24 protein-coding genes are annotated in these 20,846 nt (G+C 32.5%); 15 read left to right on the top strand and 9 right to left on the bottom strand.

Annotated elements, in window-relative coordinates; genetic code table 11:
* Positions 1-126: 126 nt before the first annotated feature.
* Together MY490_RS15540 and MY490_RS15535 are read left to right on the top strand one after the other, a co-directional pair.
* A complete protein-coding gene (locus MY490_RS15540; RefSeq protein ID WP_069035534.1) occupies positions 127-582 on the top strand; it encodes a TlpA family protein disulfide reductase in 456 nt (151 codons plus the stop codon).
* Between the two features lie 714 nt (positions 583-1,296).
* Complete coding sequence (locus MY490_RS15535) at positions 1,297-2,331, top strand: cytochrome d ubiquinol oxidase subunit II (protein ID WP_248266505.1); 1,035 nt, start codon at positions 1,297-1,299, stop codon at positions 2,329-2,331.
* 64 nt (positions 2,332-2,395) lie between these two features.
* Here MY490_RS15535 and rnjA read toward each other — a convergent pair whose 3' ends face one another.
* Entirely contained in the window at positions 2,396-4,063 is a 1,668-nt protein-coding gene (rnjA, locus tag MY490_RS15530; RefSeq protein ID WP_248266504.1) for a ribonuclease J1, read from the bottom strand.
* A gap of 3 nt (positions 4,064-4,066) precedes the next feature.
* Positions 4,067-4,279 carry a DNA-dependent RNA polymerase subunit epsilon gene (locus MY490_RS15525; protein WP_056468578.1) on the bottom strand — a complete coding sequence of 71 codons (213 nt, stop codon included), beginning with the start codon at positions 4,277-4,279 and terminating at the stop codon, positions 4,067-4,069.
* A gap of 349 nt (positions 4,280-4,628) precedes the next feature.
* Between MY490_RS15525 and MY490_RS15520 the strand changes: the two genes are divergently transcribed.
* Both MY490_RS15520 and MY490_RS15515 read left to right on the top strand, forming a co-directional pair.
* Positions 4,629-5,537: a DMT family transporter gene (locus MY490_RS15520; protein WP_248266503.1), complete on the top strand. Its 909-nt coding sequence runs from the start codon at positions 4,629-4,631 to the stop codon at positions 5,535-5,537.
* Between the two features lie 15 nt (positions 5,538-5,552).
* Positions 5,553-6,326 carry a Cof-type HAD-IIB family hydrolase gene (locus MY490_RS15515; RefSeq protein WP_248266502.1) on the top strand — a complete coding sequence of 258 codons (774 nt, stop codon included), beginning with the start codon at positions 5,553-5,555 and terminating at the stop codon, positions 6,324-6,326.
* A gap of 71 nt (positions 6,327-6,397) precedes the next feature.
* Here the strand turns inward: MY490_RS15515 and def are convergent, their stop codons facing one another.
* The gene (def, locus tag MY490_RS15510; RefSeq protein WP_248266501.1) at positions 6,398-6,955 is read right to left on the bottom strand and encodes a peptide deformylase; all 558 of its coding nucleotides are present in this window, start codon (positions 6,953-6,955) and stop codon (positions 6,398-6,400) included.
* Between the two features lie 188 nt (positions 6,956-7,143).
* Entirely contained in the window at positions 7,144-7,284 is a 141-nt protein-coding gene (locus MY490_RS15505; protein WP_248266500.1) for a YjcZ family sporulation protein, read from the bottom strand.
* 121 nt (positions 7,285-7,405) lie between these two features.
* On the opposite strand from MY490_RS15505, the gene MY490_RS15500 reads away from it, so the two are divergent.
* The 6 genes from MY490_RS15500 to MY490_RS15475 all read left to right on the top strand — a co-directional run bounded on the left by MY490_RS15500 (position 7,406) and on the right by MY490_RS15475 (position 14,015).
* Entirely contained in the window at positions 7,406-8,095 is a 690-nt protein-coding gene (locus MY490_RS15500; RefSeq protein ID WP_248266499.1) for a YkyA family protein, read from the top strand.
* A 465-nt stretch (positions 8,096-8,560) separates the two neighbouring features.
* Entirely contained in the window at positions 8,561-9,640 is a 1,080-nt protein-coding gene (pdhA, locus tag MY490_RS15495) for a pyruvate dehydrogenase (acetyl-transferring) E1 component subunit alpha (RefSeq protein WP_248269393.1), read from the top strand.
* 3 nt (positions 9,641-9,643) lie between these two features.
* Positions 9,644-10,621 (top strand): alpha-ketoacid dehydrogenase subunit beta, encoded by a 978-nt coding sequence (locus MY490_RS15490; RefSeq protein WP_129689262.1) that lies wholly within the window; start codon positions 9,644-9,646, stop codon positions 10,619-10,621.
* Positions 10,622-10,737: 116 nt separating this feature from the next.
* A complete protein-coding gene (locus MY490_RS15485; RefSeq protein WP_282439799.1) occupies positions 10,738-12,102 on the top strand; it encodes a dihydrolipoamide acetyltransferase family protein in 1,365 nt (454 codons plus the stop codon).
* Between the two features lie 5 nt (positions 12,103-12,107).
* Positions 12,108-13,520 (top strand): dihydrolipoyl dehydrogenase, encoded by a 1,413-nt coding sequence (gene lpdA, locus MY490_RS15480; RefSeq protein ID WP_248266498.1) that lies wholly within the window; start codon positions 12,108-12,110, stop codon positions 13,518-13,520.
* A 255-nt stretch (positions 13,521-13,775) separates the two neighbouring features.
* Positions 13,776-14,015 (top strand): hypothetical protein, encoded by a 240-nt coding sequence (locus MY490_RS15475; protein WP_069035545.1) that lies wholly within the window; start codon positions 13,776-13,778, stop codon positions 14,013-14,015.
* Between the two features lies 1 nt (position 14,016).
* On the opposite strand, the gene MY490_RS15470 is transcribed toward MY490_RS15475, so the two are convergent.
* A complete protein-coding gene (locus tag MY490_RS15470) occupies positions 14,017-14,412 on the bottom strand; it encodes a DUF1885 family protein (protein WP_069035546.1) in 396 nt (131 codons plus the stop codon).
* 160 nt (positions 14,413-14,572) lie between these two features.
* On the opposite strand from MY490_RS15470, the gene MY490_RS15465 reads away from it, so the two are divergent.
* Both MY490_RS15465 and MY490_RS15460 read left to right on the top strand, forming a co-directional pair.
* Positions 14,573-14,866 (top strand): DUF3055 domain-containing protein, encoded by a 294-nt coding sequence (locus MY490_RS15465; protein ID WP_069035547.1) that lies wholly within the window; start codon positions 14,573-14,575, stop codon positions 14,864-14,866.
* A gap of 167 nt (positions 14,867-15,033) precedes the next feature.
* Positions 15,034-15,156 carry a GapA-binding peptide SR1P gene (locus MY490_RS15460; protein ID WP_098234026.1) on the top strand — a complete coding sequence of 41 codons (123 nt, stop codon included), beginning with the start codon at positions 15,034-15,036 and terminating at the stop codon, positions 15,154-15,156.
* Positions 15,157-15,328: 172 nt separating this feature from the next.
* Here MY490_RS15460 and MY490_RS15455 read toward each other — a convergent pair whose 3' ends face one another.
* Positions 15,329-16,153 carry a protein-glutamine gamma-glutamyltransferase gene (locus MY490_RS15455; protein ID WP_248269391.1) on the bottom strand — a complete coding sequence of 275 codons (825 nt, stop codon included), beginning with the start codon at positions 16,151-16,153 and terminating at the stop codon, positions 15,329-15,331.
* Between the two features lie 154 nt (positions 16,154-16,307).
* Complete coding sequence (locus MY490_RS15450; RefSeq protein ID WP_248266497.1) at positions 16,308-17,759, bottom strand: aminotransferase class I/II-fold pyridoxal phosphate-dependent enzyme; 1,452 nt, start codon at positions 17,757-17,759, stop codon at positions 16,308-16,310.
* A 276-nt stretch (positions 17,760-18,035) separates the two neighbouring features.
* Between MY490_RS15450 and MY490_RS15445 the strand changes: the two genes are divergently transcribed.
* Complete coding sequence (locus MY490_RS15445) at positions 18,036-18,305, top strand: UPF0223 family protein (protein ID WP_069035550.1); 270 nt, start codon at positions 18,036-18,038, stop codon at positions 18,303-18,305.
* A 220-nt stretch (positions 18,306-18,525) separates the two neighbouring features.
* Here MY490_RS15445 and MY490_RS15440 read toward each other — a convergent pair whose 3' ends face one another.
* Positions 18,526-19,155 carry a YktB family protein gene (locus MY490_RS15440; protein ID WP_248266496.1) on the bottom strand — a complete coding sequence of 210 codons (630 nt, stop codon included), beginning with the start codon at positions 19,153-19,155 and terminating at the stop codon, positions 18,526-18,528.
* Positions 19,156-19,350: 195 nt separating this feature from the next.
* Between MY490_RS15440 and MY490_RS15435 the strand changes: the two genes are divergently transcribed.
* Together MY490_RS15435 and MY490_RS15430 are read left to right on the top strand one after the other, a co-directional pair.
* Entirely contained in the window at positions 19,351-19,539 is a 189-nt protein-coding gene (locus tag MY490_RS15435; RefSeq protein ID WP_056468536.1) for a hypothetical protein, read from the top strand.
* A gap of 215 nt (positions 19,540-19,754) precedes the next feature.
* A complete protein-coding gene (locus tag MY490_RS15430) occupies positions 19,755-20,558 on the top strand; it encodes an inositol monophosphatase family protein (RefSeq protein WP_248266495.1) in 804 nt (267 codons plus the stop codon).
* Between the two features lie 76 nt (positions 20,559-20,634).
* Here the strand turns inward: MY490_RS15430 and MY490_RS15425 are convergent, their stop codons facing one another.
* On the bottom strand, positions 20,635-20,820 hold the full coding sequence (locus tag MY490_RS15425; protein ID WP_088013083.1) for a DUF5325 family protein: 186 nt from the start codon (positions 20,818-20,820) through the stop codon (positions 20,635-20,637).
* Positions 20,821-20,846 lie beyond the last annotated feature (26 nt).

Raw genomic sequence — 20,846 nt, 5'->3', positions numbered from 1 at the left:
AAGAATTAATGTCAAAGGTCTAACTTATAGTTAGGCCTTTTTAAACACAATAACGAAAAGTGGAAGGTGTTAGGTCTAACGCCTATAACTAGACAAAAACTATGAAACAAGTAGGAGGACTATAAAATGAGACTTCGCTCACCAATGCCTGAATTAGATGGAGCAACAACAGTATTAAATGGAGAAATTCAAAAAGAAAACCTAATCGGTGACAAACCAACATTAATTCATTTTTGGTCTGTTAGTTGCCATTTATGTAAAGTAGCAATGCCAAACATTAATGCTTTTAGAGATGAATATAAAGATCGATTAAATGTAGTAAGTGTTCATATGCCAAGATCTGAAGATGATTTAGATATTGATAAAATTAAAGAAGTAGCAAACGAACACGGTATTACACAAACAATATTAGTTGATAACCAACATACTATTACAGATGCTTTTGAAAATAAATATGTACCATCATATTACGTATTTGATAAAACAGGTGTATTACGTCACTTCCAAGCTGGAGAAGGCGGAATGCCAATGTTAGAAAAGCGTGTTAATCGAGTATTAGATGAAGCAGCAAAAGTAGAATAGTTTGTAGATTCAATCATCACTTAAGAGACTTTTTATTAAAAGTCTCTTTTTGTATGTAGAGAAAATACAAAAAATTTGAGTTTCAGAGTGTTGAAATATAAAGACGTCAATAGGGAAAACGGACTTAAAATGAACATTTAATAATGATGAATTTAGCATTTTTTGAATGATCTTTTAATGATTTTAAATGTAAATGTGTTTGAGCGATTTTATTTTCTAATAATACTAGTAATGATTTTTTTAGAAGTTAAAAAACAAATTCGATTGTTTAGTTTAATAATTTTTCGATATTAATTGATCTATAAGCTGATTAAATACAACAGTTAGATTACTCTAAGTAAAGGCTATTTGACTTGTATTTATTACAGACATTTTTTGATTGAATAAGTTGATTGGAACGGAGGGGGGATCGACTCCTATGGGATTAGCGGGAAGGCTGAGACCCCGCAGGCTTGCCGAGGAGGCTAAAGAATCTCGCCCCATGGAAAGCGAGCACCCTGTAGTGGAAATCAACATCACTCTACTCCTTTTACGAAAATTTGATAATTAATTGACAAGGTAGTTTTTCAACAGCATGAAGAGACTTTTCTTTAAAAGTCTCTTTTTGTATTTTCGTAATCTTCATCTTGAAACTAGTAGAAAGTGTATTTTATAGGTATAATTAAAGAAAACTAATCTTTATTTTAAGGAATTATTCTGTAGGAGGAAAAAAGTTTGGAGATTCAAACAATCGCAATCTTTATCTTATGGTTGTTTTTATATGCCTACATGATTATTGCTTCAATTGATTTTGGTGCAGGATTTTATGCGTTTTATGCGATTACAACTAAAGATGAACCAAAATTAATTGGCTTAATAAATCGACATCTTTCATCTATTTGGGAACTTGCTACATTATTTTTCATTTTCTTCTTTATAGGAGTAGTTGGGATATTCCCAAGGGTAGCATATTATTATGGAGTTCCCCTATTAGTTCCAGGTAGTGTGGCAATGATTTTTTTAGCAATTAGGGGATCGTTTTATACTTTTCAGCAATATGGAGGAAATAGGAGTAAGTTCTTTTTAATTTTGTATGGTGCGACAAGTCTACTAATACCTGTTACATTGTCAACTGTTTTAACAATTTCTGAAGGTGGATTTATTATCGAGAATGGAACAGATATACGATTTTATCCATTTAAATTAATTACGAATTCTTATTCTTTATCTGTTATGCTATTGGCTGTTTGTTCAGTCCTCTTTATTAGTGCAATGTTTTTAATTTATTCTGCAAAACTAATTAATGATTCGGAGTCGGAAACTAAATTAAGAAAGTATGTACTAGTCTGGTCATTGCCAACTATTATTTCGAGTATCATCGTATTTTTATCAATGAAACTACATAATAATGTTCATTTTGATCGAATGCATAATGTATGGGAATTCTTTCTTATCTCTTTTATTTGCTTTTGTATAGCAATTTATTTTGTTATAAAAAGAAAAAGATATGGTTTAGCGTTTATATTAGTATTGCTACAATATTTCTTCGCATTTTTTGGGTATGGAATAAGTCATCTACCATTTATCTTATATCCTTATTTAAGAATCGAAACAAGTTTTGCTAAGAGTAGTTTAGCAATCGTACTAATTATTCTGTTTGTAGTATTTTTTATCTTATTTACTGTGTATTTTATATTTTTAGTTCTTAATAAACCTTTTTTTATGAAAGTGTTTTTAAAAAGTAATGATAAAAATGACTTTCAAGATTAATAAAAAAGGGCGATTACAAAAGTATTTTGACTTTTGTAATCGCCCTTTTATCATGTACTAATGATTAAACTTCCATAATAATTGGGAGAATCATTGGTTTACGTTTTGTTTTTTCGTATAAGAAAGGTGATAAAGTATCAGTAATTTCATTTTTGATCTCAGACCATTGAGAAGTTTTACGTTCCATGATTTTGTTTAAATGAGTAGAAATCATTGCTTGTGCTTCATTTATTAAATCGCCACTTTCTCTCATATAAACGAAACCGCGTGAAATGATATCTGGTCCTGCCGAGATTTTAAATTCCTTCATATCGATGCTAACGACAACAATTACAAGACCTTCTTCAGATAAAATTCGACGGTCTCTTAAGACGATATTACCAATATCACCGATACCGCTTCCATCAATATAAACATTACCAGAAGGTACTTTACCTGCAACCATAGCCTCATCTGCACGAAGAGCTAAAACCTCACCATTATCCATGATAAAGCAGTTTTCTTCAGGTACTCCACAGTCCATAGCAAGCTTAGCATGCATGCGCTGCATTCTATATTCACCGTGAATTGGCATAAAAAACTTAGGCTTCATCAGTCTAAGCATTAATTTTTGCTCTTCTTGACCACCATGACCACTAGTGTGAATATCATTTAATGAACCGTGAATTACTTCAGCACCTGCACGGTATAGTAAGTTGATTGTACGGTTTACACTCATTGTATTACCTGGAATTGGTGAAGAAGAAAATACTACAGTATCTCCAGGAATAATTTGAATTTGACGATGTGTACCATTTGCTATACGAGATAATGCAGCCATAGGCTCACCTTGACTACCAGTACATAAAATTACTAATTGATTAGCCGGAATACGATTAATTTGAGATGCATCAATAAATGTATCCTTAGGACATTTAATATAACCTAGGTCATGACCGATCTCGATATTTGCTTCCATACTTCTACCAAAAACTGCAATTTTACGTCCAGTTGCCATAGCAGATTCCACAACTTGTTGAAGACGATGAATATTAGAAGCGAAAGTAGCAAAAATGATACGACCATCAACCTTACGGAAAATTTCACTGATCGTGTCGCCAACTTTTCTTTCTGACATCGTAAAGTGAGAAACCTCACTGTTCGTACTATCTGAAAGTAAGCATAAGACACCTTCTTTTCCTATTTCAGCCATTTTAGTTAAATTAGCCGAATCTCCAACAGGTGTGAAATCAAATTTAAAATCACCTGTATGGACAACTTGTCCTTGAGGAGTTTTAACGACGATACCATAACAATCAGGAATACTATGTGTAGTACGGTAAAAAGTAACACTAGTTTTTCTGAATTTGATGATGTCATCTTCTTTGATTTCTATTAATTTAGCTTTACGTAATAGACCGTGCTCTTCAAGTTTATTTTTGATTAAAGCTAAGGCAAGTTTACCACCATAAATTGGAATGTTTAATTCTCTTAATAAATATGGAATACCACCAATGTGGTCTTCATGTCCGTGAGTGATAAATAAACCTTTAATTTTTTCCTCATTTCGAACTAAGTAGGAATAATCAGGAATAACATAGTCTATCCCTAGTAGCTCATCTTCAGGGAATTTGATTCCGGCATCTATTAATATAATTTCATCTTGATATTGTACTGCGTATGTATTTTTACCAATTTCCCCTAAGCCACCTAGTGCGAATACGGCAGCTTGATCATTTTTAAGAAATTTCATAAATTACGCTAGCTCCAAAATTTTAAAGCTTTCACTTTGTTTTTCGAATTCAAGATGAGCACCGGTTAAAGCTTGAACAAGCTCAATATTATAATTGAAAGGTAATAATTTCGCACGAACTTCTCTTTCACTATCTGCTTCTACATAAACTGTTTTAGTTTTTTCTCTTACAGGTACCTCTAATGGTAATTCCTGATAGTATACTTTAAAAATCATTTAAATCTCTCCTTGTCAAATCACTATCTTCTCAATATTATAAGTGATTTTCTATATATTTTCATTCTTTTTATTGAAGATTACCTAAAATACGGTCAATTTAAAAAAAAATTTGAAATTATTGAGATATATTTCTTCTTTTTCAAAAATTGTTTTAGCCGTTTTTTTAATTTTTTTCGAAGTTTACGTAACATTAGTTTTACCTCCTAGACATGAAATTAAACTTATATGTAGAGAACACGGACATAGTATATTTATGTGTAGTATTGATCGAAAAAACATTTTCATTCAATATAATCCAAAAAACAGTTAAAATAGAGGTTATCTTAAAAGTTAAGGGGAGAAGATTGTGAAGAAGTTATATGGAGCTTTGTTTTTATTAAGTATTATTTGGAGTACATCTTTTTTATTTATTAAGCTCCTTTTAAATGATATAGGGCCAGAAGCAATTGTATTTTATCGCTGCTTCTTTGGTGCTATGACATTATTAATTATTATGTTAATAAAAAAGGTAAAGATTGATTATAAAAATTTACCGAAAATGAGTTTAATTATTGTTATCTCATTATTTAATCATGCTATACCATGGCTTTTTCTTTCTTTTAGTGAGACCCATCTTCAAAGTAATGAAGCAGCAGTATTAAATGCTTTTACGCCAATTGCAACACTCATTATTGGCTATTTTTTCTTTTCTCAAAAAATTCATAAGAAACAGTGGATTGGACTTATGATCGGGATCATTGGACTTATGATTATGATGAATCTTAATCCATCAACAATTTTCTCCGATAATATAATTTATTCAATATTAATGTTATTTGTTACTTTTTGTTATGGGCTCGGTTCACATCTAACTAAAAAGTATTTACAACAAATTGATGTAATGATTGTTTCATTTTTAACCTTAGGTATTTCTAGTGTATTTGGCTTTTTTTATATGGTCGTTGTAGGGAAGGGCACTCTAAAACCATTTGTTAATTTTGAAATTTTTAGTGGTGTGTTTGGACTAGGGGTTGTATGTTCGGGGTTGGCATATTTATTATTTTATTATATGGTTAAAGAGGGAAGTGCAGAATTTGCAACAATGGTTACTTATATAGTACCTGTATTTGCTTCTATTTGGGGATTTTTCTTTTTAAACGAGCCCTTATCTTTCAAAATGATTTTAGGGCTGTTAATCGTACTTCTAGGAGTATTTATTACAAATAGTAAACAGAAGTCAAAAATGAAAAACTCAAAAGCAAATGCAGCGTCTTAGTGAGGAGAGAATAATATGACGAAACCAATCGTTTTTTTTGATATTGATGGAACGATTTTAAATCATGATAAAGTAATTCCGGAAAGTACAAAGAAAGCAATTTCGGAACTTCAAAATAAAGAGATCCACGTAGTGATTGCAACTGGTCGTGCGCCATTCATGTTTAAAGAAATTCGTGAAGAGTTAAATATAAATAGTTTTGTAAGTTTAAATGGACAATATGCTGAATTTGAAGGTGAAGCTATTCACAAACATGCTCTACATCCAGAACAACTTCACCAATTTACTCAAAAAGCAAAAGAATTAGGGATTCCGCTAATTTATTTAAATAACGAGACAATGAGAGCGTCCATTGATTCACATCCTCATATAAAAGAAGCAATGACATCGATTAGAATGCAACACCCTGAAGTTCAGCATGATTTTTATCAAAATCGTGAAATTTACCAAGTTTTACTTTTCTGTGAAGAGCATCAAGAGCCATCTTTAACTGATGGGTTTAATGATTTTAATTATATTCGTTGGCATGAGTATTCGTCAGATGTCTTACCAATTGGAGGATCTAAAGCGAATGGAATACTTCAAATGGTAAACCATCTTGGATTTGATATGCAAAATGTAATCGCATTTGGTGACGGATTAAATGATTTAGAAATGATTGAAAAAGTTGGTACGGGGATCGCCATGGGGAATGCTGTGGATCCACTAAAAAAATTAGCTAACCATATTACAACAAATGTTGATGAAGATGGAATTTTAAACGGTTTAAAATGGGCTGGACTTCTTTAAGTCTTGTAGATAAAGTACAAAAACCTGAATAGTAGACTAAAAAGAGCGATTGGTTTTCCAATCGCTCTTTTTTATTTTCTCTCTAAAGGTGAAGCACCTTCTGGTGGAGAAAAAGGATTAGTTTTATTAATTCGGTCATAAAACATTACTCCATTTAGATGGTCAATTTCATGCTGGAAGCAAATTGCTGGTAAACCTTTTAAACGGATTTTTACTACTCCTAATCTCGTGTCAAAACCAGTGACTGTTATTCTTGCATAACGTGGAACATATCCAGGAACATCACGATCAACAGATAAACAGCCTTCACCGCCTGATAAATAAACTTCCTCAACAGAATGACTTATAATTTTAGGATTTAATAATGCATAACTAAATAAATTACCCTGTAAGTCAGTAACATGAACACCTATGGCTCTTTTCAGAATTCCAATTTGTGGTGCAGCTAATCCGATACCTGAGCGTAGACCGTATTGGGCAGATATTTCTGGATTCTGACTATTTATAACATACTCTAATAAAGAATTAGCTAAATTAATATCCTCTGCCGATGGAGGTAAGCTTACTTCACTCGAAACTTCCCTTAATCTAGGATCGCCTTCTCGAATTATATCTTTCATTGTAATCAAATGAATTTCACTCCTGTCTACTATTTCCTAAATATAAGTATGTACTATTCACTAGTATTATTAATTTAGTCTAACAAATCTTTTTTAAATTGTCAGTCACAAGGCAATAGAATGGAAAAAGGAGCGATAAATTATCGCTCCTTAAAGTTTGTGGTTATACATTAATAATAGAGGCTTACTAGTGTGAATTATAAAACGAAAGCTGCACCAACGATAATTAATAAAATGAATAGAACAACGATTAATGCGAAACCGCCGTAACCGCATCCGCATCCTCCGTAACCATAACCAGGGTATCCACCTTTTCCACCGTATCCGTAACCGTACATATAATAACCTCCCTTTAAACTGTTTCCGCATATAGCGGATACTACAAATTATGAAAAACTACATAAAGTGTGTGGGTATGTGACCATATTATTTTTTAGGACGTATAAAAAGTGAGAAAAGATGCAACATGGAAATAATAATGAAAAAAAATTAGGTGAAATTATGTATAAAAAATTCAATTCTTTATTTTTTATAATAGTCATACTCTTTATCCTTTGTTCGGGTTGTACTTCTCAAGCAAAACAAAAGAATTTAGTCATTAATCAACTAGCTGATATTGCTAAAATGGAACAGAAATTTCAAAAAGCTGGAGAACGTATTCAAAAACTGGAAATAAAAGAATTGGAGTATTATGAAAAAATTTATTTATATAAAATAAGCGAAGTAAATAAAAGACAAGAGTCAGCTAAACAAGCAATCAATTTATTAAATGAACGAAAAGAACGAGTCAAAGAGGAGTCAAAATTAATTCACGATATTGACATAAAAATTAAAGAACTTCAAACAATAAATATTGAAACGAAGGATGAACAGTTTCGAAATGAAGTTAATAACTTTATAAAAACATGGAGAGAAAGAACTGAGTTATACGATAAATTGAATTCAAAATATAAAGATGCGATGGAAACGGATCGTTCAATTTATAACTTATTATCGCAGAAAAAAGTTGATTTAAAAAATGTGAAGAGTGAGACAAAGGATACAAACCACATTTATAAAGATGTTATTAAATATAATGATCAATTAAATCTTTATACTCAAAAATTAAATTATTTACAAAAAGACATATATGAAAAATATGGTAAATAACATATTTGGACTAGAAATACTAAATAAAAATCGTTGTAGTACAGTTTAAAAATTATGATAAAAAAATTTCGTTATATGCTATTTGAGTATAATTTAAAGGAGTTTCTGTTATTGTATAACAGATTGCTGTTTCAAAGGTAGTACAGGGTTGAAATTTTATGACAAATTTTCCGAAAAATCATGTATAAAATAATACAACAAAATATTTGACGAGTTTATGAACGTGTTATAAACTGTACTAGTGTTCAATGTTGTACTAGTGTAATACACGAAAAGTATAAGTACAGATTTTAATTATAAGTTTAAGTTACTTGTAATTACTCTTAAGAAAATACACATGATGGATAAAGAAAATAAATCCTCCATAATTAAAGAAGGGTGTGGGTTTTAGTGGCAACTACTACGAAGAAAGTAGCTGGAAAGGAAACAACAGAAATGAAGAATACACAAACTGTTTCTGAATTAATGGATCAAATGCTTCAATTTGGTGATTCAGTTGGAACTCTTCAAATTTTAAATGAAGAGGGCGAAATCGTTAATGAATCAGCGATGCCTGATTTATCAGATGAGCAATTAAAAGAATTAATGAAACGTATGGTATGGACTCGTGTTCTTGATCAACGTTCAATTTCATTAAACAGACAAGGTCGTTTAGGTTTCTATGCTCCTACTGCAGGACAAGAAGCTTCTCAATTAGCAAGTCAATTTGCTCTTGAAAAAGAAGACTTTATCTTACCAGGTTACCGTGATGTACCTCAAATGATTTGGCACGGTTTACCATTATATAAAGCATTTTTATGGTCTCGTGGACATTTAGTAGGAAGCCAAATTCCTGAAGATGTAAATGCAATCTTCCCACAAATTATTATTGGTGCTCAAATTATCCAAGCTGCGGGTGTTGCACTTGGTATGAAATTGAAGGGCCAAAAATCTGTTGCCATTACATATACAGGTGACGGTGGATCTTCTCAAGGTGATTTCTATGAAGGTATGAACTTTGCTGGTGCTTATAATGCTCCTGCGATTTTCGTTGTTCAAAATAACAGATACGCAATCTCAACTCCAGTTTCTAAGCAATCAAAAGCTAGAACAATTGCTCAAAAAGCAATTGCAGTAGGTATTGCTGGTATTCAAGTTGATGGAATGGATCCATTAGCAGTATATGCAGCTACATCAGAAGCTCGTAAACGTGCAGTTAACGGCGAAGGTCCAACATTAATTGAAACATTAACATTCCGTTATGGACCACATACAATGGCTGGTGATGACCCAACTCGTTACCGTACGAAAGATACTGAAAATGAGTGGGAAGCAAAAGATCCAATCGTTCGTTTCCGTAAGTTTTTAGAGAAAAAAGGTCTTTGGACTGAAGAAGAAGAAAATGCAATTATCGAAGAAGCAAAAGAAGCAATTAAAGATGCTATCAAACTTGCTGACCAAGAGCCAAAACAAAAAGTTACTGATTTAATGGCTAATATGTTCGAAACAATGACAAGTAATATAGAAGAGCAATATGCAATTTACAAAGAGAAGGAGTCGAAGTAAGTCATGGCGCAAATGACAATGATTCAAGCTATCACAGATGCATTACGCGTTGAAATGAAAAACGATCCAACTGTAGTAGTATTCGGGGAAGACGTTGGAGTAAACGGTGGTGTATTCCGTGCAACTGAAGGTTTACAAGCAGAATTCGGTGAAGCGCGTGTATTCGATACACCACTTGCTGAATCAGGAATCGGCGGATTAGCAATCGGTCTTGGAATTGAAGGCTTCCGTCCAGTACCAGAAATCCAATTCTTCGGATTCTTATTCGAAATTATGGACTCAATCGCTGGTCAAGCAGCACGTATGCGTTACCGTACGAGCGGTCGTTTTACTTCACCAATTACTTTCCGTTCACCATTTGGTGGTGGGGTTCATACACCAGAAATGCACGCGGATAGTTTAGAAGGATTAATGGCTCAAACTCCTGGTTTAAAAGTAGTTATTCCATCAACTCCTAAAGATGCTAAAGGTCTTTTAATTTCATCTATTCGTGATAATGACCCTGTTATCTATTTAGAGCACATGAAATTATACCGTTCATTCCGTGAAGATGTACCTGAAGGTGAGTACACAATCGAATTAGGTAAAGCGGATGTTAAACGAGAAGGTAAAGATGTATCAGTATTTGCTTACGGTGCAATGGTTCACGCTGCATTAAAAGCTGCTGAAGAATTAGAAAAAGATGGCGTATCAGTAGAAGTTGTTGATTTACGTACTGTTCATCCATTAGATATCGAAGCGATTGTTGCGTCTGTTGAGAAAACTGGACGTGCAGTAGTTGTACAAGAAGCACAAAAACAAGCTGGTATTGCTGCAAATGTAGTTGCTGAAATTAATGATCGTTGTATCCTTTCATTAGAAGCACCAGTTGTTCGTATTACTGCAGCTGATACTGTATACCCATTCTCTGAAGCGGAAACAGTTTGGTTACCAAACCATAAAGATGTAGTTGAAGGTATTCAAAAAGTTTTAAACTTCTAATTTAGTTTATAACAAAAAATAGTGAAAGGTATTTGATGGATTCATCAATACCTTTCTTACATTATCGATAAAATAGTTTAAAAAATTAATTTAACTTTGTTCGGAGGTAGAAATCTGTGTCAAACTCAGTGGCAAGTCTATTTGAATTTAGATTACCAGATATCGGTGAAGGTATTCACGAAGGTGAAATTGTAAAATGGTTTATTAAAGCAGGCGACGAAGTAAATGAAGATGATATCATTTGTGAAGTTCAAAACGATAAATCAGTAGTAGAAATTCCATCACCTGTAAAAGGGAAAGTATTAGAAGTATTAGTTGCAGAAGGTACAGTTGCAGTTGTTGGTGACGTATTAGTACGTTTAGATGCACCTGGTTATGAAAACATTAGCTTTAAAGGACAACATGCTGAAGAATCTCCAACTACTACTCCAGTACCGGAAGCTGCTGAAGCAGTTCAAGCAAAAGTACAAGAATCTTATGAGCAAAGTGAACCAAAAACAGATACTGCACCACTATCACCTGTTGCTGCGATTGAACCAAAAGCTCATGTAATTGCAATGCCATCTGTACGTAAATACGCTCGTGAGAAAAACGTAGATTTACGTATTGTACCAGGTTCAGGTAAAAATGGCCGTGTAACAAAACAAGACGTAGATGCATTCTTATTAGGTGGAGTAGCACCAGCTGCTGCAGCAGCACAAACAGAAGTTGCTGTTGAAGTTGTAACAGAAGTGCCAACACAAGAAGCTTCAAAAGCAATGCCAATTCCTGAAGGAGCATATCCTGAAACTCGTGAAAAAATGAGTGGAATTCGTAAAGCAATCGCTAAAGCAATGGTTAACTCTAAACATACTGCTCCACACGTAACATTAATGGATGAAGTAGATGTAACGAAACTAGTTGCAAGCCGTAAAAAATATAAAGAAGTTGCAGCTGCACAAGGTATCAAATTAACGTTCTTACCTTATGTTGTTAAAGCTTTAACTTCTGCATTACGTAAATTCCCAGCTTTAAATACATCAATCGATGATGCTACAAGCGAAATCGTACACAAACATTACTATAACATTGGTATTGCTGCAGATACTGATAAAGGTTTATTAGTACCAGTTGTTAAAGATGCTGATCGTAAAGCAATCTTCTCAATTTCTGCTGAAATTAATGAATTAGCTACTAAAGCTCGTGATGGTAAATTAGCTCCTGCAGAAATGAAAGGTGCTACATGCACAATCACAAATATCGGTTCAGCTGGTGGACAATGGTTTACTCCAGTAATTAACCACCCTGAAGTAGCTATCTTAGGTATTGGTCGTATTGCTGAAAAACCAGTCGTATTAAATGGAGAAATCGTTGTTGCTCCAGTATTAGCGTTATCATTAAGCTTTGACCACCGTATTATCGATGGTGCAACTGCTCAAAACGCATTAAACCATATTAAACGATTATTAAATGATCCAGAATTATTATTAATGGAGGCGTAAGATAAATGGTAGTAGGAGATTTTGCAATTGAACTAGATACGGTCGTTATCGGTGCCGGTCCTGGTGGTTATGTTGCAGCAATTCGTGCAGCACAACTTGGACAAAAAGTTGCTGTTATTGAAAAAGGTAATCTTGGTGGGGTATGTTTAAACGTAGGTTGTATCCCTTCAAAAGCATTAATTACTGCTGGTCACCGTTATGAAACAGCTAAGCATTCTGAAGACATCGGTATTACAGCTGAAAATGTAAAAGTTGACTTTACAAAAGTTCAAGCTTGGAAAAGCAGTGTAGTTAATAAATTAACTGGCGGTGTAGCTGGCTTATTAAAAGGAAACAAAGTTGAAGTTATTAAAGGTGAAGCTTACTTTAATGATGCTAACACTCTTCGTGTTATTACTGAAGAATCAGCTCAAACTTATACTTTTAACAATGCGATCATCGCAACAGGTTCAACTCCAATCGAAATCCCTGGTTTCAAATGGAGCAACCGTGTAATCGATTCAACAGGTGCATTAAACTTACCTGAAATTCCAAAAAAATTAGTTGTTATTGGTGGCGGCTATATTGGTATGGAATTAGGTACTGCTTATGCTAACTTTGGTACACACGTAACAATTCTTGAAGCTGGTGACGAAATCTTAAATGGTTTTGAAAAATCTATGAGTTCAATTGTTAAACGTGGATTACAGAAAAAAGGTAATGTAGATATCGTAACAAAAGCGTTCGGTAAAGGCGTTGAAGAAACTGCAGATGGCGTAACAGTTAAATTCGAAGCTAATGGCGCAATGAAAGAAATCGAAGCTGATTATGTATTAGTAACAGTTGGACGTTTCCCGAACTCACGTGACATGGGCTTAGAAAATGTCGGAGTTGAAATTAACGAACGTGGTGTTATAACGACTGATAAACAAGCTCGTACAACAATTAAAAATATTTACGCAATTGGTGATGTAATTGCTGGTCCTCCATTAGCACACAAAGCTTCTTATGAAGGTAAAGTTGCTGCTGAGGCAATCAGTGGTATGTCAAGTCAAATCGAATACTTAGCAATCCCTGCAGTAGTATTTACAGACCCAGAATTAGCAACTGTTGGTTATACTAAAAAACAAGCAGATGAAGAAGGATTAGTTGTTAATGTAGCAAAATTCCCATTCGGTGGAAATGGTCGCGCATTATCTTTAAATTCAACTGATGGATTCGTACAATTAGTTTCTCGAAAAGAAGATGGAGTACTAGTTGGTGCTCAAGTTGCAGGTGTAAATGCATCAGATATTATTTCTGAGCTTGGTCTTGCAATTGAAGCTTGCATGAGCGTTGAGGATATTGCACAAACAATTCACGCTCACCCAACATTAGGTGAAATCTCAATGGAAGCTGCAGAATTAGCGATGGGTCATCCAATCCACGTTCTAAAATAATTATTTAAAAACCTCCTATAATTTATAGGAGGTTTTTTACTTGTTCAAATTCATTTGAAACACTTTATTTTAAGCTTAATGTAGTTTGTTAAACATAGATACAATAAGCGCAATACAATGGCAAAATAACGAAAAAAAAGACTGTCTACAACCTCCTATTTGTTAGGAGGTTTTTTTGCATGATTAAGGCATGTCTTGCATAACGTTTAAAAAACAAACTTTCTAGTATTTGATGATTGATTGGTGGGAGTATTGATGCGAAAACAATTAATAGTATTAATGATTCATCAACTTTTTTGGATAGGATTTTCATTTGTTTTATTTTTATCGAAAAGGGATCAATTATATTCTAAAGTCATACTGTTTCTAGTATTCTTTTACCAGCTTTATTTAATTGCTAAATACGTTGGAAACACAAGAAAAGCAAGTATTATTATTACTTGCTTTTATGCTTCGATATTTTTCTTTTGTCAGGCGATCGTAAATTTATTTTAAATTATCGTTTGTAAAAATACATGATTCGATTGTTAAATAATTCAAGCTTTGCTTCAATTTTTTGAGCTAAATATCTACATAGCTCATTCGCTTTGCCTTTATCACCATAAGTTGAGTTTGGTAACAGAGTAATCACGATATTTTTATCATCTTGAATGGAAACAACAAAATGTTTATAACGCGAGTCATTGCTTTGTAAATAAAGTGCATCTTGGTCATCTAATTTTTTATTTGAAATAGAATAAGGAAAGGAAACCCTTTCATAATTCCAATCAACTTGTTGACCGATTTTAGTTGAAGATTGTATGTAATCATTTATTAAATTATTTATTAAATCTAAATTTGCTTCTTGGTATTTTGATTTATCCACTAATTGAATGGTAGCTTGTTGAACCATTTTTAAATTTTCCCCCTAAGATGTTTTTATGAAAAACATCACTATTAATCATTTTTATCATAACATTATTTCAAATTTTTAGACAAGTATTCGGTATGAATTTAATTTTTTCTTCATATGTATTAACTTACAATACTAAACCGAAGGAGTGGGTGAAACAATGTTTGAGAAATTATATGATGATCACGAAAATGTAAGAGTCCGATTTGTAGGCTTCGTTACGAACGATACAAGATACGATATTGGTATTGTATATACGAACATGTTCTTTGGAAAGCCCCTCGTCATCTGCATGCAGTCTAGACAATGCATTCTATTAGATCGACAGGATGTTTCATTTCCAAATCAGTTGAAATTTTTATGTAAACTAAAAAGCGAGGAAGAGGCAATGGAGCTCGCAGAATATTTAGCTGACTGGCTACCGTCACCAAGTATAGAAGAGAGTTATGAATAAAAAATAAATGTGTTATACTAATTAAATCGCATTCACCTAAACAAACCCCTTGAATAATCTAGTATTAGAAAATTTAAGTTATACTTATTTGCCACTTGCGTAAATAAGTATAACACATTATAATGAAGTTAGTTAATTGATACTACATTATGAAAGGGGTTACAAAAATGGGAACGTTCGTATGTAAATGTTGTGAAAAAACGGTAGGTCATTTCGAGGATGAAAAAGTAACAACTCTTTACGTTAAAAACTGTGAAGATTGTGAACCTACTGATAATGAAGTTTGCTAATTATAATTAATTAAATCATAAAGTTAGAGTATCTATATACAGCTATAAATGAGAAATTCCACAAGGGAATCGTTTTTCCTTGTGGTTTTTTTGTTTTTATCTTTAAGATTGATAACGGTTTAAATATACGCACAAAAAAGGTGATTCAATTAAGAATCACCCTTTTTTCTTTTTATGCAATTTGAGTTTGATCTCCAATTCTTGCAGTTATAACGTCGGATGAAGCTTCTCTCGTTGTAACAGGTATTAATTTTGAATTATCCTTTAAATATTGAGCCATTTCGTTCGAGTCAATTCTAGTATTCAAATTTGTTAAAAAGGCAGAAATCATCGCAAAAGGATATCTATGCATATTTAAATGGAAAATAATTTCTGGTAATGAACGTATTCCGATACCATGACCATAATAGTAGTTACTTCCCATAGAAACAGTGTTTTCTCCTTGCCATTCTGGCGTCATTGGGTCAACTTCAGGATTTTTTATATAAACAACGTCACCAGGGGCTGGACGATCAACTTCAGCCGTTAGAATAGCTAATTTAGGGTCGTAATTCCAAGTGTATAAGTAGATGCCATTATCGAATAGTTGATCAAAAATTTCATACCCCAACAGATCTAGCAGTGCTTTATAAAATACCATAATGATTGCAGTTGCACATTCAGTTGCGTAAAATTGTCCGTTGCGAAAAATATCATAAATTCCCATGGAAGTTCTTATGCCTGGCCTAAGTCTAAATCCACCCATTGGTGTGCGAATCCAAAACATAGGATTACAATATGCTCGTCTAAAAACCCTAAATTGAATGCCACTTGTTAATAAATCTTTAGAAGCTTGAAGTATATAAGTTCTAATTGTCAAATCAAAAGATAGTTCACGGTCAGATTTATAAATATGAGACTTTTTACTGTTTGTTAAACTAGACAATATTTCTTGATAAAGTTTATTATTTGAATCTTCGCTATTTTTTAATGAAGCATGAACAATTTTATTATTCACGACTATCAATGAGTCCACATCCTAACATAAGTACAATTTTTTCGTGCGAAAGCAATATAATTACCTTACCTATCATATGCCTATCTAATTTAGATGTGATTTAGAATACAAAAAAACTAGGATTCATTTCCTAGTTTCTTCATGAAAGCTTAAGTTATTTTAATACTTTTAACGTTAATAAATCTTCGTCTTCTGGTCCTTGAACAGGTAATCCTGCTTCAATATTCTTTTTAATATAAACTAGATTTTCAAGTGTAATTTCTTCACCAGGTAAAAAGATTGGAATTCCAGGTGGATAAACCATTACAAACTCTGCAATAATTCTACCGACAGAATCCTCAAGTGGAACAGATTCTGTTTCGGAGTAAAATGCCTCCCTAGGAGAGACTGCTAAATTTGGAATCGTTGGAATTTCAACGTTTAAATTTGTATTACGCTCAGAAATGTCAAATTCAGTTACTAGTACTTCAAGTGCATGAATTAATTGCTGAATATCTTCTTCACTGTCACCTGGTGTTAAAATGCAAAGAACATTATATAAATCTGACATTTCAACTTCAATATTAAATCGCTCTCTTAACCAAACTTCAACATCATGGCCCGTTATACCCAGTTTTTTTACGCTGATTAATATTTTAGTAGGATCAAAGTTGAATGTAGCCTCTTTACCAACTAAATCATAACCAGGACAATATAGACCATCGATTGAATTTATTTTATTTCGTGCATTATTTGCTAGTCTTATAGTATTCGTAAGTAATTCTTCACCAACAGTTGCTAATCGCTTTCTTGCAACATCTAGTGAAGCAAGCAATAAATAAGATGTTGAAGTAGTTGTTAGCATACTTAGTACAGATTGTACTCTGTGGACATTCACAATGCCTTCTCTTACATTTAAAATGGAACTTTGAGTCATAGAGCCACCAAGCTTATGCACGCTCGTAGCAGCCATGTCAGCCCCTGCTTGCATCGCAGAGATCGGTAATTCGTTATGGAAATGAATATGTACACCATGCGCTTCGTCAACTAATACGGCTAAGCCATGTGAATGTGCTAATTCAACAATGCTTTTTAAGTCTGCTACAAATCCAAAGTATGTAGGATTAATGACTAATACTGCTTTTGCATCAGGATTATTTAAAATGGCCTCTTTCACTGCATTTGTCGTAATACCGTGTGAAATACCTAATTCACTATCAATTTCAGGATGAACAAAAATTGGTGTAGCTCCTGAAAAAATGATTGCAGATAAAACAGATTTGTGAACATTTCTTGGAACAATAATTTTATCGCCAGGTCCACAAACACTCATCACCATTGTCATGATCGCTCCACTTGTGCCTTGAACTGAAAAGAATGTGTGGTCAGCACCAAAAGCTTTTGCTGCAAGATCTTGTGCTTGTTTTATTTTACCTTTTGGATGATGTAGATCATCTAAAGGAGCAATATTGATTAAATCGATCGATAATGCATTATCACCAATAAACTCTCTAAATGTTGGATCCATTCCATTTCCTTTTTTATGTCCTGGAATATGGAATTGAATAGGGTTCTTCTTTGCATGTTCTAATAAAGAAGAAAATAACGGCGTTTCAATTTGTTTCATTTAACATACACCCCATTTAATGAATAATAGTGTTTTTCGGAAGTGATATGTTTGTAAACAATTCAACTGTTTACTCTCATTAAGTTATAAACTGTCTTACCTTCATTTGAAAAACAAAAAGATTATATCATTCTATGAATTTTCTGTATAGAAAAATATTATAAAGTTATGAAATTTTATTCATCTGAATGAAATTATATCAATTTTTAAAATAAGAATGGAATTTAAAAAATGTGTTAAAATGGAATTAATTAGAAAATAGTAGGAGTGAAGTAAATGGATTACCAATACCCAATTTCATATGATTGGACAACAGATGAGACAATTGAAGTAATAAAGTTCTACACATCAGTAGAAAAAGCATATGAAAAGGGAATAGATCGTGAAGTGTTAATGGCTACATACAAACAATTTAAATCAATTGTACCTAGTATTGCAGAAGAAAAAAAATTATGTAATGAGTTAGAGGAGATATCTGGCTATTCTGCATATAGAGTCATGCAAAAAGCTAAAAATGGTGCTCCTGGTGATAAAATTAAAATGTAGTATTGTATAAGTTAATCGTTAAAAATTAAATAGTAAAAAAATTCTTAAGTAAAAAATAGAAGCCCATTAAAGGATGATTGGCTACCTTCAATGGGCTTTTCTTATATAGGTATTGTTTAATTAAAACTATTTCATATTTCGTCCTGTCGAAAAATGTGTATAGAATTGGCATAGACTTTTGTTTTTGACATATGTATAATAAAACAACACTTATATTAATTCAGTTTATACTTATCTTGTATAAAGGAATTAAAGTATTATATGTTTCTATAATACGTTGGATTAGTTCTTCCTTTGTAAGTGTAATTGCTTCATCTTTTGCAATTGTAATTCCACATAGGTATTCTGCTTTTTTTACATCATGAAATCTTTGAATACCTTTATTGAATTCATCTTTACTCATTTTACTTTTTTGTATCACATCAGGCTTCATATGGTCGTAAGATACAACAAAATCTTTTGGAATCATTTTGTAAAGTTTATTTTTATTCTTTTCAAAATTTATGGCAATCGATTGCTTATTTGGACTTTCGTAAATAATTCCAAAGTAAACAAACAGGTGAGTACCCCACAGTCCAAATTGGAAATGAGGAAGCATCTTGTATCCACGATTATTTGTTGCAAAAGCAATCCAAGTATCTTTTGGAGCATTCACAGTTCGTCGAGCATGCTTAGCAATATGGCCAAAAAAGTTTTGATCAGTTTGTACATTTAAAAAAGGTAATATTTCTTCTTCAATTTCTTTAAATTTTGGTTGAATTTCATTTTGTATAGCACTCATTCTAGTTTCTAATGTTGAGTCAGTTGTAAATATTTCAAAATCACTTTCTTTAAAAAAAGTTTGAGTCATTTTTGAACCCCCTAATTACATTATCTAATTAGTATACCATGTTTGTCCAAAACAAATGGGTAATATGTTTCTTCATAAAACAGTTACATTATAAGCTTAAATAACATATATTAGTAGCAAGATAAAAATCAGAAAATTTTGTTAATTAACTTTTACAATTTGTTTTGCCAACTTATATTCTATGGAGGGATAATGATGAGACAAGTGATTAATGCGTTAAAAAGAACTGATGCAGAAAAGAGAATTCCTGTACTTAGATTAGAATTAGATTACGAACTAGCTACACTATTCGATGCTATGACAGTCAATGATAATGAAGCAATGATTGAATCTAAGAAGAAATTAGAATTATTAAGATTAGAATTAATTCGTCTAGAAGCTTAGCGAGTTTATTTACCGAACCTTTAAATAGGTTCGTTTTTCTGTGCGCTAAATCTTCCGCTAAATGCCCAATGGTCTATCGTATGCCCACCCTCCAAAATAGTTCCTCATCTTAAATAAAAATCATTTCATTAGGTTTTTTTAGGTTAAAATTGGTAAACTGATAAACAGGACCATAATAATATCGTTTTAGCACGTAGAGTTTGGAGTGTTTAATTATGAATGTAGACTGGAAAGAAATTGAACAATTCGCGAGGAATTTGCTTCAAGAGGCAGCTGAAAATATTAAAAGCTCTTTATACGACTCCATAACAATCAATACTAAATCAAACGAAAATGACTTAGTAACAAATAAAGATGAAGAAATTGAAAAATTCTTTTGTGAAAAAATAAAAATGAAATTTCCAAATCATTACTTACTAGGTGAAGAAGGTAAAGGCGATGATTTGGATCAAGTAACTGGGGTTGTGTGGATTCTTGATCCAATCGATGGAACGATGAATTTTGTTCACCAAAAACGTAATTTTATGATTTCTTTAGGTATTTATGAAAATGGAATCGGTAAAATGGGTTTTATAATGGATGTAATACATAATGAACTATATTTTGCTAAAAAAGGTGAAGGAGCTTATTTAAATGATCTTGAATTAACTCCTTTGAAAAGTGTAGTACTAGAAGAGGCTATTGTAGCTGTAAATGCTATTTGGTTAACCAAAAATCGTTATTTAAACCATGAAAAATTAAGTAATCTTGTTCGAAAAGTTAGAGGAAGTAGGTCATATGGTTCAGCAGCAATGGAAATGGTCTATGTGGCAATGGGAAGGATTGATGCATATATCACCCCAAGATTATCACCTTGGGACTTTGCCGCGGGTAAAATAATTGTTGAAGAACTAGGCGGAATATGCACTACGCTCAAAAATGAAAGCCTTTCAATTCTTAAAAAAAGCTCAGTGCTAGTAAGTAACGCCTCTATTCATAACGAATTACTCACTGATTATATCGAATTTCTACAAAAATAATAAAAAGAAGGTAAGTTTGGTTTATAACTTGCCTTCTTTTTTAGTGTGTAGACAGTGTTAAAAAAAGAGAAGAAGATTATAACTTGCCTTCTCTTTTTAATTTAGCACGTAATGAAAAACCATAACCAACTAATGATATTGAAATAATTAGTGAAATGATAGCGCCAATAGTACTTAGTTCCGCTAGCATAATTCCAACTAGAATTAAGAAGATTACGGATAAAGTTGCAACGCAGAAAAGTCTAAATTTTATGCTAGACATGGTGAATCCTCCTGTTCATAATTCTT

Source organism: Gottfriedia acidiceleris, from assembly GCF_023115465.1.
GTDB classification, from domain to species: domain Bacteria; phylum Bacillota; class Bacilli; order Bacillales; family Bacillaceae_G; genus Gottfriedia; species Gottfriedia acidiceleris_B.
The sequence above is the reverse complement of the archived record's forward strand: the minus strand, read 5'-3'. Positions and strand labels throughout refer to the sequence as shown.